14 protein-coding genes are annotated in these 14473 nt (G+C 66.5%); 7 read left to right on the forward strand and 7 right to left on the reverse strand.

Annotated features, from left to right (window positions below):
• The gene (locus tag ACIA75_RS03380) at window positions 1-864 is read right to left on the reverse strand and encodes an ABC transporter permease (protein WP_397099422.1); all 864 of its coding nucleotides are present in this window, start codon (window positions 862-864) and stop codon (window positions 1-3) included.
• 4 nt (window positions 865-868) lie between these two features.
• Window positions 869-1687, reverse strand: coding sequence for an MlaE family ABC transporter permease (locus ACIA75_RS03385; RefSeq protein WP_397099424.1), 819 nt, complete (start codon window positions 1685-1687; stop codon window positions 869-871).
• Window positions 1688-2299: 612 nt separating this feature from the next.
• Here ACIA75_RS03385 and ACIA75_RS03390 point away from each other — a divergent pair.
• Window positions 2300-2992 (forward strand): serine protease, encoded by a 693-nt coding sequence (locus ACIA75_RS03390; protein ID WP_397099426.1) that lies wholly within the window; start codon window positions 2300-2302, stop codon window positions 2990-2992.
• A 70-nt stretch (window positions 2993-3062) separates the two neighbouring features.
• Here ACIA75_RS03390 and ACIA75_RS03395 read toward each other — a convergent pair whose 3' ends face one another.
• The gene (locus tag ACIA75_RS03395) at window positions 3063-3698 is read right to left on the reverse strand and encodes a hypothetical protein (RefSeq protein ID WP_397099428.1); all 636 of its coding nucleotides are present in this window, start codon (window positions 3696-3698) and stop codon (window positions 3063-3065) included.
• A 636-nt stretch (window positions 3699-4334) separates the two neighbouring features.
• Here ACIA75_RS03395 and ACIA75_RS03400 point away from each other — a divergent pair.
• Window positions 4335-5231 (forward strand): L,D-transpeptidase, encoded by an 897-nt coding sequence (locus ACIA75_RS03400; RefSeq protein ID WP_397099430.1) that lies wholly within the window; start codon window positions 4335-4337, stop codon window positions 5229-5231.
• A gap of 71 nt (window positions 5232-5302) precedes the next feature.
• Here the strand turns inward: ACIA75_RS03400 and ACIA75_RS03405 are convergent, their stop codons facing one another.
• The 3 genes from ACIA75_RS03405 to ACIA75_RS03415 all read right to left on the reverse strand — a co-directional run bounded on the left by ACIA75_RS03405 (window position 5303) and on the right by ACIA75_RS03415 (window position 8926).
• On the reverse strand, window positions 5303-7306 hold the full coding sequence (locus ACIA75_RS03405) for a M13 family metallopeptidase (protein ID WP_397099432.1): 2004 nt from the start codon (window positions 7304-7306) through the stop codon (window positions 5303-5305).
• 59 nt (window positions 7307-7365) lie between these two features.
• The gene (locus tag ACIA75_RS03410; RefSeq protein ID WP_397099434.1) at window positions 7366-7839 is read right to left on the reverse strand and encodes a DUF4190 domain-containing protein; all 474 of its coding nucleotides are present in this window, start codon (window positions 7837-7839) and stop codon (window positions 7366-7368) included.
• A 307-nt stretch (window positions 7840-8146) separates the two neighbouring features.
• Complete coding sequence (locus tag ACIA75_RS03415; RefSeq protein WP_397099436.1) at window positions 8147-8926, reverse strand: pirin family protein; 780 nt, start codon at window positions 8924-8926, stop codon at window positions 8147-8149.
• Between the two features lie 196 nt (window positions 8927-9122).
• On the opposite strand from ACIA75_RS03415, the gene ACIA75_RS03420 reads away from it, so the two are divergent.
• Both ACIA75_RS03420 and ACIA75_RS03425 read left to right on the forward strand, forming a co-directional pair.
• Window positions 9123-9623, forward strand: coding sequence for an NUDIX hydrolase (locus ACIA75_RS03420; protein ID WP_397099438.1), 501 nt, complete (start codon window positions 9123-9125; stop codon window positions 9621-9623).
• 49 nt (window positions 9624-9672) lie between these two features.
• Entirely contained in the window at window positions 9673-11025 is a 1353-nt protein-coding gene (locus ACIA75_RS03425; protein ID WP_397100889.1) for an MFS transporter, read from the forward strand.
• A gap of 50 nt (window positions 11026-11075) precedes the next feature.
• Here ACIA75_RS03425 and ACIA75_RS03430 read toward each other — a convergent pair whose 3' ends face one another.
• Entirely contained in the window at window positions 11076-11684 is a 609-nt protein-coding gene (locus ACIA75_RS03430) for a hypothetical protein (RefSeq protein WP_397099440.1), read from the reverse strand.
• A 473-nt stretch (window positions 11685-12157) separates the two neighbouring features.
• Between ACIA75_RS03430 and ACIA75_RS03435 the strand changes: the two genes are divergently transcribed.
• Genes ACIA75_RS03435 through ACIA75_RS03445 form a run of 3 tightly spaced genes read left to right on the forward strand, consistent with a single transcriptional unit; the run spans window position 12158 to window position 14466 of the window.
• Window positions 12158-12907, forward strand: coding sequence for a LamB/YcsF family protein (locus tag ACIA75_RS03435; protein WP_397099442.1), 750 nt, complete (start codon window positions 12158-12160; stop codon window positions 12905-12907).
• 15 nt (window positions 12908-12922) lie between these two features.
• A complete protein-coding gene (locus tag ACIA75_RS03440; protein ID WP_397099444.1) occupies window positions 12923-13609 on the forward strand; it encodes an allophanate hydrolase subunit 1 in 687 nt (228 codons plus the stop codon).
• On the forward strand, window positions 13606-14466 hold the full coding sequence (locus ACIA75_RS03445) for a biotin-dependent carboxyltransferase family protein (protein WP_397099446.1): 861 nt from the start codon (window positions 13606-13608) through the stop codon (window positions 14464-14466). The genes ACIA75_RS03440 and ACIA75_RS03445 overlap by 4 nt, the downstream gene beginning before the upstream one ends.
• Window positions 14467-14473: the final 7 nt, after the last annotated feature.

Here is a 14473-nt window from a genome sequence, read left to right on the forward strand (position 1 = left end):
CTACCCCGAGATCCTGATGCCGGGGTCGACACCCCAGATGGCCAAGGTCATGAAGAGGTCCACGAAAACGACCACGATGATGCACATCTTGATCGCGCGACCGGCCGCCACGCCGACGCCCTCCGGGCCACCCGAGGCGAAAAAGCCGTAGTAGCACTGGATAAACGTGGTGATCGCAACGAAGAGTATTGCTTTGAGCAGCGAATACAGGACATCCGTCGGAATCAGGAACTGATAGAAGTAATGCTCATAGGTTCCGCTGGCGGTATCGCCGATCACCTGCACAGTGACGGAGCAGGAGATGTAGGCCATCGCGAGACCGAGGCAGTACAGCGGCAGGATGGTGATCATCGCGGCGATCATGCGAGTGCTGACCAGGTAGGGCAGCGGCCGGATCGCGATCGATTCCAGCGCATCGATCTCTTCGGAGATCCGCATCGCACCGAGTTGCGCGGTGAAACGACACCCTGCCTGGGCGGCGAAAGCCAGTGCGGCGAGCAGGGGTCCCAATTCGCGGGTGGTGCCGAATGCGGAGATCGCGCCGGTCAGCGGGCTCAGGCCGAGCAGGTCGAGCGAGGTGTAACCCTGCAGACCGACCGTGATCCCGCCGAAGGCGCTGAGGATGAGCACCACGCCGATGGTTCCGCCACCGACGATGAGGTTGCCGTTGCCCCAGGTGACGTCGGACAGCAGCCGCCACACCTCTTTGGGGTATTGCTTGAACGCCAGCGGCATCGAACCGATGGACCGCAGGAAGAAGAACACCTGGTGTCCGAGCCGGGCGAGCAGATCGCCCGGCGCACCGGCGACTTTACGCAGCTGCTGTAAAGGTTTGAGCAGCGGCGGCACATAGGTTGCGGACACCTGATCACACCACCTGTGGCGGGAACAAGGTGTTGTACACCTGGGTGAAGATCACATTCACTCCGAACAACATCACCGCGGACATGACAACGGCGGTATTCACCGAGTTGGCGACACCACCAGGACCACCGCGGGTGTTCAACCCGGTATCGCAAGCAATGATTGCCGCAAGCAGACCGAACAACAGCGATTTCACCAGCGCAACAAACAGGTCGAGCGAAATCGCGAAGGACGCGAAGGTCGAGATATATGAGCCCGGGGTGCCACCCTGGACGAAGATATTGAAAATGTATCCGGTCAAAAATCCGACGAAGACAACGAAACCGCAGAGCAGCACGCTGACAACCATTGCCGCGCCGAGGCGGGGCGCGACGAGGCGGCGCAGCGGATCAACGCCCATGACCTTCATGGCGTCGATTTCCTCGCGGATGGTCCGGGACCCGAGATCGGCGCAGATGGCCGAACCGACGGCACCGGCGATCATCAATACGGTGACCAGTGGGGCACCCTGCTGAATGATGCCGAGTCCGTTGGCCGCACCGATGAACGAGGTGGCGCCGACCTGCTGCGCAACCGATCCGACCTGGATAGATACGATGACGCCGATCGGAATCGCGACCAGCAGGGTGGGAGCCGCGGCCACGTTTGCCATGAAGGCGCACTGCCGGATGAACTCCGCGAGCGGGAATCGGCCGCGGAAAATACTGACCACGAGCTCGGTGACGGCCTCGACACCCATCGTCATCTGGCGACCGAGGGTCTCCAGCGAACGCCTGGGGTGGTCGCGCCAATAGTCCCGCGTCCACTCGACCGCTCCGCTCAACCGAGGACCTGTTGGTGGACTCTTGGTCGACTGCACTGACTAACCCCTCTCGACGTCGGTTACCTACCCCGACGACTGGTTTGCTTGAGGCACCTTACTACGTAGTAGTGCGGAACACACCATAGACGCGTGATGGCTGTCATAGACGTTCAGCACTCCGCGGCGTGACCATTGGGTTATCAGCCAAGTCTTGGTGCACTTCCCAATGGGACTTCCGCGATTCTGGAAGAACATACAGCTGACCGGGGGATAAAGCGCGATGAGCGATGACTTGGAGGCAGAACGGCGGTTCACATAAATAACGGAGGATTTTCCTGAAAATTACCAATTCGCGGCGACATGGAGATTCGACCGTTACTCGACCCGCGTAGCGAAATCGGCGTCAATTAATAGCGTTAGGCTATTCTTCCGAAGGTATCGTGGCCGGAGTTCGCGCAGTCTGCGCCGTGCGTGGCGATCATCCGGCCGAATGTTCGACCGAAGAGCCGAACTCGGCAGTGGCACAACAGAACCCACGAGCAACGGCAACTCGGGGCGCGCATCGCGGCCGGTGCTGCCACGATGAGGTGCCACACAGTGAGATATCGTGCGGGCTTCGAGGTCTGGAGGGATATGTTCAGGAAACTCGCCCAGGCGGCCGGTGCCGTCTTCGCCGTCGCGCTGAGTGCGGCACTACTCAGCTCCGGGACGGCCGCGGCCGATCCCGGCAGACCCGTACTCGGCGGCGGATCCGGGCTGATCGTCTCCTCGGAGGCCGGTCATATGTCCGATATGGCGATCCAGTGCACGCTCACCACGATCGGCTACGACGGGGCCGGCCGGCTGGTCGGGCTCACCGCGGGGCACTGCGGGACCCCCGGGCACGAGGTCTATTCCGAGCAGGACCCAGCTTCGGGCGCTCTCGGCCGGTTCGTCTACTCGAACTCCGAACTCGATTACGCCGTGCTGCAATTCGACCCGGGCCGGGTCACCCCGGTCAACCGGGTCGGCAACCTCAGCATCACCGGAGTCGGCGCGCCGGCGCAGTTCCCGAATATCGTGTGCAAAGAAGGCCGTACCACAGGCAACACCTGCGGTATCGCCTACGGCGATATCTTCGCGAGCAGTATGGAGACCTGGTCGCAGATGTGCGTTATGGAGGGTGACTCGGGCGCACCGGTCGTCGTCGGATCGACGCTGGTCGGCATGGTGAACGCCTATCTCGCCATCGCCTGCTTCGGCCCCGAGGTGGGCACGAATATGTCGACCATCATGGGCGATATCGACGGCCGGGGCAGCGTCGGATCCGGATTCCGGCCGGTCTGACCCCGGCACACCGGCAACAGAAAACGAGCGGGCCGCCCGGCCCGCTCGTTTTTTGTTTTCCGGAAGCAGCTCAGAGCTCGTCGACACACACCACGAAGCGGCGTTCCGGGTACACATACCCGCTGCTACCGGCACCGCAGGCGCTCACATCGTCGGCATTCTGCTCGATGGCGAGCACCTTCACCCCGTCCGTAGCGGTGGTATCGGTGCAATCGATCCGCTCCGGGCCCGTGGTCCCGGTGCCGACGTCCATACAACCGCCGACCACCCAGTCGATATCGAGGCACAGCGCGCCCATCTCGATACCGTTGCGGCTCTCCGCGTAATAGTTGTCGGCGTCGCTGACACATTCGGTGCTGGTTGCGGCCTTACCGATCACCCGGTAGTTCGACGCACCGGACCCGCAGGACGCCTCCTCGATACTGGCGTCGGTGGTGGTACCGCCGAGCAGGATGCAATCGCCGACCTCGGCCTCGAAGCCGACAGCGCCGGCTTCGGTGGTGGTCGGCGCGCTGGTGGTCGTGGTGGGGCTCGTCGTTTCCGCACCGGTGCCGGGAGCCCCGGTCACGTCCACGGCATCCACCGTCCCGGTCTCGGTCACCGGCTGCGCCAGGCCGTCGATGGTGGAACCACAACCGGCCACCGCCAGCGCGGTCGCCATCCCGGCAATCGCCACCGTCCATCGAGACGAAGTCCATCCAGACACGCACAGTCCTCCCGCTGCGACGCCGAACCCTTCCCCCGCCTCGAATCCGAACCTCACTACAGCTTTGCATCGAACAACACGCCATGAATACACCATCGCGGCGCGAGCGTCGACTCGGTGAGACCCCGCACGTCCGCCGAAGGGCCCGGGCACATCGAGCCGGCGACGCCGGCGCGGCCCGCTCGTGACATATCTCATCTAGAGGTTTATCCGCTTCTGTGCCCATTTTCCGAGACGGCGCCCACGATGGCGGGAAAAGCCCACGTGGCAGCCCCATCCGTGCCGAAGTCAGACATCGACCACTTCGCCCGTGGCTCACACCACATCTGATGTCCAACGGCTATGTAACGAAATGGCCAGTTGGTCACGAAGAGATGAAGGCAGTAGGAAGGACTTCGGAGCGGAGGCGCACCAGCCATGGACGGCACGGCTTCCGCGTGGCGCCACCACCCGTCGGGACCGCTCCACAACTCCACGACCGGCCAGGACGTTCCGGCTTCCGAGAAGATCACGGGCTCGGCGGCCGTGGAGGTGCTCCACAACTCCGCGAACACTCGCCGGGGTGCTCCGCCGGACGTGCCGGTAGCCCACAGGCAACCGCACGCTCCAGAGTCGAATGGACGGACGAACACTCTTATGCATGTCACCGAGAACACCGGGTCGCTGCCGACCGCGCGCCGGGCCGCTCGCCGGCTTCGGCAGGGTGTCCTGTTGACGGCCGCGATCGCCACCGCCACCACGCTGGCCACCGCGCCCGCCGACGCACTACCGAATATCCCGTCGGGTTCGGCCACCGGGATCACCGAGACCGAGCCGACCCCGCCGAAGGCGAACTTCGCGCCGCCGGCCATCAACCCGTCCGAGGGTGAGGATGTCGGCATCGCCCAGCCGGTCATCATCAACTTCAAGGAGCCGATCGGCGACCGGGCCGCCGCCGAGCGGGCCATCAAGATCACCCCGTCGACCGAGGTACCCGGGCATTTCTACTGGTGGAGCGATAAGCAGGTGCGCTGGCGGCCGGACCAGTTCTGGCCCGCGCAGACCGATGTGGTGGTGGAGGCCGGCGGCAGCCGCAGCGCCTTCCACGTCGGGGACGCGGTGATCGCCACCGCCGACGACAACACCAAGATGATCACCGTCACCCGCAACGGTGAGGTCATCCGCACCATGCCCACCTCGATGGGCAAAACCGACCACGAGACCCCCAACGGCACCTACATCGTGGGTGAGCAGCTGCGCGAGATGGTTATGGACTCCTCCACCTACGGTGTGCCGATCGACGATCCCGAGGGCTACAAGCTCGACGTCGAATACGCGACCCGCATCTCGAACAGCGGTATCTTCGTGCACGCCGCACCGTGGTCGGTCCGTTCGCAGGGATACTCCAACACGAGCCACGGGTGCCTGAACGTGAGCACCGAGGACGCCCAGTGGTTCTACGAGAACGTGGGGAAAGGTGACGCGGTGGTCGTCCAGAACACTCAGGGCGGCACCCTCAACGCCGGCGACGGACTCGGCGACTGGAATACCTGACCCGCACGAGCCGAAAACGGCGGTGCACCCTCGCGGGGTGCACCGCCGTTCGTTTGTTCAGGGGGCGGAGCTCACCAGATCTTGACCCGCTCCTCGGGGGCCAGGTAGAGGGCATCCTCCGGGGTCAATTCGAAAGCCTCGTGGAAGGCGTCGATATTGCGGACCACGGCGTTGCACCGGAACTCCGGCGGCGAATGCGGGTCCACCGCGAGCCGGCGCACGGCCTCTTCCGGACGCACCTTGGTCCGCCAGACCTGCGCCCACCCGAAGAACACCCGCTGCAATCCGGTCAGGCCGTCGATGACAGGCGGTTCCTGCCCGTCCAGGGAAATCCGGTACGCCTGCAGGGCGATCGACAGTCCGCCCAGATCACCGATGTTCTCCCCGATGGTGAACTCACCGTTCACGGTGTGCTCGTCGGGCAGATCGGCGGGGGAGAGCAGATCATACTGGTCGATCAGGGCACGGGTGCGTTTACCGAACTCGGCGCGGTCGGCATCGCTCCACCAGTCGACCATATTGCCGTCACCGTCGTACTTCGCGCCCTGATCGTCGAACCCGTGCCCGATCTCGTGGCCGATCACCGCGCCGATACCCCCGTAGTTGGCGGCATCGTCGGCATTCATATCGAAGAACGGGGGTTGCAGGATCGCCGCCGGGAAGACGATCTCGTTCATTCCCGGGTTGTAGTAGGCGTTCACCGTCTGCGGTGTCATGAACCATTCGTCGCGGTCCACCGGGCCGCCCAGTTTGTTCAGGTCCCGATCGTGCTCGGCGGCATAACCACGCCGGTAGTTGCCCACCAGATCGGCCGGATCCACCGTCACGGCGGAATAATCCCGCCAGCGGTCCGGGTACCCGATCTTGGGTGTGAACTTCTCCAGTTTCGCCAGCGCGGCCTGCCGGGTGGCCGGAGTCATCCATTCCAGGTCGGCGATATTGCGGCGGTAGGCCTCCCGCAGGTTCTCCACCAGCCGTACCATCGCGGCCTTGGCCTCCGGCGGGAAGTGCTCGGCCACATAGAGTTTGCCGACCGCTTCGCCCAGCAGATCCTGCACCAGCGAAACCCCGCGCTTCCACCGCTCCCGGTTCTCCTGGGCGCCGGTGAGGGTACGACCGTAGAAATCGAAGCTCTCCTCCACCAGCGCCTCGGTGAGGTAAGGCGCGCGGGCCCGCAGCACCCGCCACTGGGCCCACAAGCGCCACTCCGACACCGGCACCGAATCCCAGGCCTGCGCGAAAGTACGCAGGTAATCCGGCTGCCGGACAACGAGTTCCGACAGCAGCAGCGAGCCGTCGCCGGAAACGCCCGCGGCCAGGCCGTCGGACCACGCACCCCAATCGAATTCCGGGTTGTGCTCGGCGAGTTCGGTGAATGTCGTGAGGTTGTAGCTCAGTTCGGCATCCCGGCGGCGCACCACATCCCAGTGCCCCGCGGCGAGTTTGCGCTCCAGGTCGAATACCCGCGAACCCGCCGATTCCGACTCGAGCAGTTCCGCGATCCGCGGGTCGGCCGCGGTGAGGGCGAACATGCGGTCGATATGGGCTATGTAGCGTTCCCGTACTTCGGCGTAGTCGTCGGAGCGGTAGTACGACTCGTCGGGCAAGCCGATACCGGACTGGGTCGCGTAGACGAGGTAGCGCTGCGAGTTCTTATCGTCGGTATCGACGTAGACCGCGACCGCTCCGGATACCCCGGTGCGCTGCAGCCGGCCCAGCAACGCGGCGAATTCACTCCGGTCGGTCGTGCGGGCCAGGGCGCCCAGCTCCTCGGCGACCGGCGCCAGGCCCGCGGCTTCCACGGCCTCGGAATCCATGAAGGATGCGTAGAGGTCGGCGATCTTGCGGGCATCGCTGCCCGGCTCGCCCGCCGCGGAGGTGATGATCTCCTGGACATCCAGTTCCGCCCGGTCGTACAGCTTGCGGAAGGCACCGTCCACCGCCCGGTCGGCCGGGATCTCGTACCCGGTCAGCCAGGCGCCGTTGACATGCGTGAACAGGTCGTCCTGTACCCGGACGGCCGGGGCTAGATGGGTCAGATCGATACCGGAGGGGCTGGTCACGTCGGAAGTCACGCAATCCAGTATGCCGGTGCCCGGTGCGGCACGACATGATGTGCGACCGGCCGGTCTGCTCAGTTCGTCGGTTCCGGCGGCACCATCGTCACCCCGAATTGGTCCTCGAGCCGCTGATTGAACTGATCTTCACACCGGGCGATCGCCGCCTGGTCACCCCCGGCGCGGGTGGTGCAGTCGAGGAAATCCTGACCTCCGGAATCCTGCCAGATCCCCCAGAAGAGCACGCCGAACACGGCGGCCGCGATCATCGCACCGGCCCCGAGGATCAAGGCGATCACCGCCATGACCCCGCCCCCCGCGGTACCACGGCGCGCCTTCACCGTCGCGATCACGCCGAGGACCACGGCGATGAGCCCGAAGAAAATTCCGCCGAAAACGGTGCAGAAACTCAGGACCGCCAGAATCGCGAACACCAGGGCGGCGATCGCCATCCCCTTGGTCTTCGGCGATTCCTGCCAGTACTGGGGCGTACCGCCGGGTCCCGGATACGGGTCCGGCGGGGGGTAGCCCGCCGGTGGTGGGTAGGTCATAGATTTCCTCCTCAGCTGAGCCGGTCACGATCATCGGCGGTACCGCACGAGCGCGACCGCGGAGTCCATCCGACCATTGTCGACGGTCGCCGCCGTCCGGGTCGAATCCGCGCCCGGAGCGTAGGCCGCACTACACAGGACGCGCATGTCCGGAGCGTCTGCGGAAGTCGGCAGGGAACGCATGGCCGGAGCGAACGCGGAAGTACGCACGAAGACCGCGGCCGGAGCGAACGCGGAGGTACCCACAAAGCGCGTGGCCGGAGCGAACGCGGTGGAGCTCACTGCCGGAGTGCACGCGGTGGCAGGTCTAGGCGGCGCCGAGCCGGGCGTGCATCTCCCAGATCAGCACTTCGGCGGGTTCGGGCGCGGTCAGCCGCTGCCCGCCGGAATGGGTGAGGCGCACCGCGTCGCCGGTGTCGAGCCGGCCCACCCCTTCCATCTCGACCGCGCCGCGCGCAACGAAAACATGAACGTAGGGCGCGTCGGGCAGGTCCACGCTCGGCTCCGCATCCGGAGCCAGTCTCGCCACGTGCAGTGCCGAATGGCTGCTGTTGATGGCGATCGCGGCACGATCGCGATACCGCGGCAAGCCGGACGCCACAGTCACCAGCCCACCCGCGGCCAGTTCGGCGTCGATCTCGAGTTGCTGGTAGCCGGGCTCGATACCCGGTTCGTCCGGCAGCACCCACATCTGCACGAAATGCACCGGATCCGCGTGTTCGGACCGGCCGGAATCGACGCGCCAGGAATCGTTCTTCTCCGAATGCCGGATGCCCGTACCGGCGCTCATCCGCTGCGCGAGACCCGGGTAGATGACGCCGCTGTGCCCCAGCGAGTCCTGATGTACCAGCGACCCCTCCAGCACCCAGGTCACGATCTCCATATCCCGGTGCGGATGGGTGTCGAAGCCCTGACCGGGCAGGACGATATCGTCGTTGTTCACCAGCAGCAGACCGTGATGGGTGTTCTCGGGGTCGTAGTGCTCGCCGAAGGAGAACGAGTGTTTGGAATCGAGCCAGGATATCCGCGTCTTCATCCGGTCGCCCCCACGATGGACCTCGATATGCGGGGTCGGCGGTGTGGACATCACACGCCTCCTTTCCGGCTCGGGCACAATTACCATCTTCGCAGGGAGTACCCCGATACCCCACTTCGTCGATTGTCCGCCCTCGGCATTTTACGCGAGCGACCTCGGGGTGAACGGCTGGTGAGCAACGGCGGGCGGTAATAGCGGTACGGCACATACGCGTCGAAAATGGATATATCGGATCGGGAGGTGAAGGATGCGCCCCGAAGCACTCGCGCGGATAGAGCAGCGGCTGCGTGCCGGTGCGCGGCGTGACGGCGTCACCGATCTGGTAGTCGGTGTCGCGGTATTCCGTGCCGGAAAGCTGCTGGTGGTGCGCCGGGTGCCGGGCGCGGATCTCGGCGGAATGTACGAACTACCGGGTGGGGGAGTAGAGGCCGGGGAAACGCTGATCGAGAGCGCGGTCCGCGAACTCTTCGAGGAGACGGGGCTGGTGGCCCGGTGTATCACCGAATTCCTCGGCTGGTTCGACTACGCGACCCGCACCAAACCCAAGGTGCGCAAGTTCAGTTTCCTGGCCGACGCCGAGCCCGGTGCGATAACCCTGGAACCCGACGAACACGACGCCTACGCCTGGATCGACGCCGACGCGCTGGGCACCCTGCCGATGGCCCCGGATATGCGTGAGGCAGTCGATCTGCTGATCACCGAGGAGCGCGGACCGGCCGGAATACGTTCGGGCCCGCCGAACAGGTAGCGTCGCGGCCGTGTCCAGCGCTACGCCCGAACCTTGCACGCCGGACCAGGTGACCGGGACGGGCGGGCGCAAACACAGCCTGGGAGCGGTGCGAGCCGCGATACGGGCGAGTCCCGGCGCCGTCCGGTTGACACTGGTGCGGTTCACCAGTCAGTTCGGGGACGGGATGTTCCAGGCGGCGTTGTCGGGCGCGATCCTGTTCAACCCGGAACGCGAAACCGACCCGCTGGCCGTCGCGGCCGGTTTCGCTGTTCTGCTGCTGCCGTATTCGGTGATCGGACCCTACGCGGGCGCCCTGCTGGATCGCTGGGACCGCCGGCTGGTGCTGCTGTTCGCCAACATCATGCGGGGGATATTGATCGCGGCCGTGGCGCTGGGACTGCTGGCCGGCGTCGGCGCGAACCCGCTGCTGCTGTTGGCCCTGGCAGTGGTCGGGATCAGCCGATTCACCGCGGCCGGCGTGTCGGCGGCGCTACCCCGGGTGCTGGCCCAGCGCTGGCTGGTGCCCGCCAACTCGGTGCTGGCGACGGCGGGCTCGGCCTGCGCGGCGGTGGGCGCGGCCGCGGCGGTGGCCCTTATCGGCCTGGTCGGCGCGGGTGACACCGGCTCGGCGGTGGCGGTCGCGGTGAGCGCGGCCGGATCGGTCGCGGGGGTGGTGCTCGCCGCCGGATTCCGGCCCCGGACGCTCGGTCCCGAGTCGACGGCCGGCCAGGCGGTGGGTGCGTTCCATGCGGTGCTCACCGGTCTGGTGGTCGGGGCGCGTGCCGTGCGGCAGTCGGCCGACGTATCCACCGCGATGATCGGGATCGGCACCCACCGAATCGTTTTCGGTGCCAATACGTTGATCATGGTGCTGGTGCTGCGGGAATCGCCGTCCGGTGGAACCACCGTCGAGGGCGGCCTCATCGGCTTCGGGGTCGCTATTACCGCCACCGCCGCCGGTATGCTCGTCGCCGCCCTGCTGACTCCGTTCCTGATCCCACGGCTCGGCCGGCCACGCACGGTCCTGCTCGGACTGTCCTGCGCGATCGCCGTACAACTCGCGCTGGTCCTGCCCACCGCGCTGGCCGACTCTCCGGACGCCACCCACCGCGCCCACCAACTGCTGCTCGCCGGCGCATTTCTGTTCGGCCTGGCCGGTCAGACGATCAAGCTCACCGGCGATGCGGCCATGCAGATCGATATCGCCGACGATCGGCGCGGCCAGGTGTTCGCTCTGCAGGACACGGTGTTCAATATCGCGTTCGTCCTGGCTGTCGCGCTGACCGCGGTGGTCGTCCCGGCGGACGGGCGGTCGGTCGCGGTGGTGCTGGCCGGTGCCGGCTGCTACGCGGCCGGCATCGTCGCGCTGCTGGCGAACAACCGCAGGTCGAGGGGACGATCCCGAGCCAGTCGGATATAAGAAACGGGCGCACCTCCATGAGGTGCGCCCGCTCCGATATTCGATGACGGTCAGGGCTGGCCCGTCGCGACGGCGGTCAGCGCGTCGATGAAGGGCTGGCCGCCCTGGATGGAGCCGCCGACCAGCGCTCCGGCGATCGTGCCGAGGGGGCCGGTGACGATGCTGAAGATACCGAGCCCGAGCAGCGAGCCGACGAAGCCGCCGATCACACCGCCCGCGATCAGGCCCACGATATTTTGATTGGCCTGATCCAGGAACCGGTCGAAGGAGCTGATGTTCTTCAGCTCGGCGATATCGGCAGGGCTGACTTCCGGTGTCAGCGTGAGGCTCTGGCCGTTGTCGGCGATCTGGTGCCCGACCGGAATCGAGCGGCCCGCGACCTCGAAGGTCAGCGGAACCTCGGTGATCTCCGCGCCGTCGGCGGCGATCAGGGTGACGGTGGTGCCGTTGTCGGTGAGCGTGAAGGTCCCTGCCTCGACCGTCGTGGTCACCGCACGCGCATCGCCGGAGAGCGTGCTCTGGTATTCGATCCCCTGCTGCTGCCCGGCCGTCGTCACACCTTCGGTCGCGGTCGCGGGCGCTGCGTTCGCGGATCCGGCGGTGATACCGACGGCGGCGACAGCCATGAAAGCGACAGCACTGAACTTTCCGAATTTCATATCTTTTCGATCCTCCCCAAGAATCCGGCAGCCCTGTGTTGGGCCGGCCGCGGCCAGACAGTACTACGGCGGTGCACCGATCACGCAAGTCCGATCAGAACCGCGAGAAACATTGCCGGGGAACGGATCACCATTCCTGCGTCACAAAATTTGCCGTGGAATTACCCGGCACTCGACACGTCCGGTTCCACGGATCCCGATCAGCGGGACTGCGCAGCTGAATTGATCGGTGGCACCAAAAATTACCGGTATTCGAGTAATTGCCAGTAGGTTTCGCTCGGTCGTTCGTACGCTCGAAAAACTCCGGCTGCGGACCTCGGATATTCCGCATCGGCCGATACCGGTTCCCTATCGTGCCCGGGTTTTTCTGTGAAAAGGATCACCGCCACGAGAGCGATCAAGGACCCGGCCGGTCGAGGTCTGTCGTGCGGACTCATCTGCGGGGACAATGGAGCGCGGCGGAAGGAGGTCCGGTGGGACTCGATCTGAACAGCGACCTCGGCGAGGGGTTCGGGGCGTGGAGTATGGGGGACGACGCCGCCATGCTGGATATCGTCACCAGCGCGAATATCGCCTGCGGGTTCCATGCCGGCGACCCCGCGATCATGCGGCGTACCTGTTCACTCGCGGTGGAGAAAGGCGTCCGGATCGGGGCGCATATCGGATACCGCGACCTGGCGGGCTTCGGGCGGCGGGCACTGGCCGTCGCTCCCGCGGAACTGCGTGACGAAACGCTGTACCAGCTCGGCGCCCTGGACGGATTCGCCCGGGCGGCGGGGGATCGGGTGCGGTATGTGAAACCGCACGGAGCGCTCTACCATGCCGCGGCCGCCCAGCCCGCCCTGGCCGATGCCGTTCTCGCCGCGATGCGTGAATACGATCCGGCGCTCGCGCTACTCGGGCCCGCAGGCACCCACCTGCAGGAATCGGCCGCGCTCACGGGTATCCGATACGTGAGCGAGGGCTTCGCCGACCGCGCCTACACCGCGACCGGCGGACTGGCCCCGCGCGATACCCCGGGCGCGGTCCTGGATTCCGATACGGCGCTCGCCCAAGCGGTGACACTGGCCGAAACCGGCACCGCCCGGATCGCGGGTGGCACGGTCACGGTGTCGCCGGACAGTATCTGCGTGCACGGCGACACCCCGGACGCGGTCCGGATGGCTCAGCGGATCCGAACCGCACTCGAGGATGCGGGGATCGCGGTAGCGTCGTTCACCTGATCGAGCTGGAACGGGGTGAGCGATCTGTCACGGCCTCCAGAACGTCCGGAAGCGGTGCCGGTGCGCCCGGCCGGCGACCGCGCGCTGCTGCTCGTCCCGCGCCCGGACCGGGTCGCTGCCCTGGCCGCGGAGCTGGCCGTACGGTCACTGCCCGGTGTCGTCGATCTGCTTTCCGCGGCGGAAACCGTTCTGGTGACCCTGGATTCGCCCGCAAGCGCGCATCGATTACGCCCGGCACTGGAGCGGCTGGTCGGTTCCGTGAACGAAGGCGATTCGGGCAATGTTTCCCGTGGAACATCGACGCACCCGGCCGAGCCGGTGCGGATTCCGGTCCACTATGACGGGCCCGACCTCGGCGAAGTCGCCAGCGCGCTCGGTATCAGCCCGGAAGAGGTCGTCGCGGCGCATACCGGCACGGTGTGGCATTGCGCCTTCGTCGGGTTCGCGCCGGGCTTCGGTTACCTGCAATCCCCGGACGGACGATTGACCGTCGCGCGGCGCCCGGCGGCGCGGACCCGGATTCCGGCCGGCGCCGTCGCCCTGGCCGGCGGCTATTCCGCGGTCTACCCGCGGGAAACGCCCGGAGGCTGGCAACTCATCGGACGTACCGAGCTGACCATGTGGGACACCGAACGTGATCCGCCCGCCCTGATCCGAGCCGGGTGGCCCGTCCGGTTCGTCGACGCGGAGACCGGCACATGATCGTGATCGAGGAGTCCGGCCCGCTGGCGACCGTTCAGGATCTGGGTCGTCCGGGCTGGTTCGATTCGGGGGTCGGGCCGGCCGGAGCCGCCGATCGGGGCGCACTACGGCTGGCGAATCGGCTGGTCGGGAACCCGGAGGACTACGCCGGCATCGAGGTGCTGCTCGGCGGGCTGGCGCTCCGTGCGGAGGACACCGTGCTGGTGGCGGTCACCGGGGCGCCCGCACCCGCGACCGTCGACGGCACTCCGGTCGGCCATGCCGGCGTGATCTGCCTCGCCGCGGGTCAGCGGCTGCGGCTGGGTTTCACCCGCACCGGGTTGCGCAGTTATCTCGGGATACGCGGCGGTGTCGATATCGCGCCGGTACTGGGGTCACGCAGCTACGACACGCTCTCCGGCATCGGACCCGCACCGTTGCGGGCCGGAACGGAGATCCTTGCGGGCCCGCCGCCACCGGACTGGCCGAATATCGATCAGGCCCCGCAACGCCGGCCGCCCGCACCGCTGGAGATCCGCGCCCTCCTCGGGCCACGTGATGACTGGTTCACCGACCCTGCCGCCCTGTTCGCCGGGCACTGGACGGTCAGCCAGGACATCGACCGCGTCGGCGCCCGCCTGGACCGCACCGACGGTCCACCGCTGCGGCGCACCACCTCGGCGGAGTTGCCGACCGAGGGAGTCGCACTCGGATCGGTGCAGGTACCGCCCAGTGGGCAGCCGGTGGTTTTTCTCGCCGACCATCCGATCACCGGGGGTTATCCGGTCGTCGCGGTGGTCCTGGACGCCGATGTCGACCTGATGGCACAGGCCCGGCCCGGCGAACGGATACGGTTCCGCCGCGCCCGGACGGCCTGACCCGGTA

Source organism: Nocardia sp. NPDC051750, assembly GCF_044453135.1.
Lineage (GTDB): Bacteria > Actinomycetota > Actinomycetes > Mycobacteriales > Mycobacteriaceae > Nocardia.

What these genes read in the sequence shown, in the direction of transcription:
- ACIA75_RS03420 (WP_397099438.1), top strand. Translation starts at nt 9,123, where the DNA reads ATGCGCCCCGAAGCACTCGCGCGGATAGAGCAGCGGCTGCGTGCCGGT.
- ACIA75_RS03410 (WP_397099434.1), bottom strand. Translation starts at nt 7,839, where the DNA reads ATGACCTACCCACCACCGGCGGGCTACCCCCCGCCGGACCCGTATCCG.
- ACIA75_RS03430 (WP_397099440.1), bottom strand. Translation starts at nt 11,684, where the DNA reads ATGAAATTCGGAAAGTTCAGTGCTGTCGCTTTCATGGCTGTCGCCGCC.
- ACIA75_RS03415 (WP_397099436.1), bottom strand. Translation starts at nt 8,926, where the DNA reads ATGTCCACACCGCCGACCCCGCATATCGAGGTCCATCGTGGGGGCGAC.
- ACIA75_RS03390 (WP_397099426.1), top strand. Translation starts at nt 2,300, where the DNA reads ATGTTCAGGAAACTCGCCCAGGCGGCCGGTGCCGTCTTCGCCGTCGCG.
- ACIA75_RS03445 (WP_397099446.1), top strand. Translation starts at nt 13,606, where the DNA reads ATGATCGTGATCGAGGAGTCCGGCCCGCTGGCGACCGTTCAGGATCTG.
- ACIA75_RS03400 (WP_397099430.1), top strand. Translation starts at nt 4,335, where the DNA reads ATGCATGTCACCGAGAACACCGGGTCGCTGCCGACCGCGCGCCGGGCC.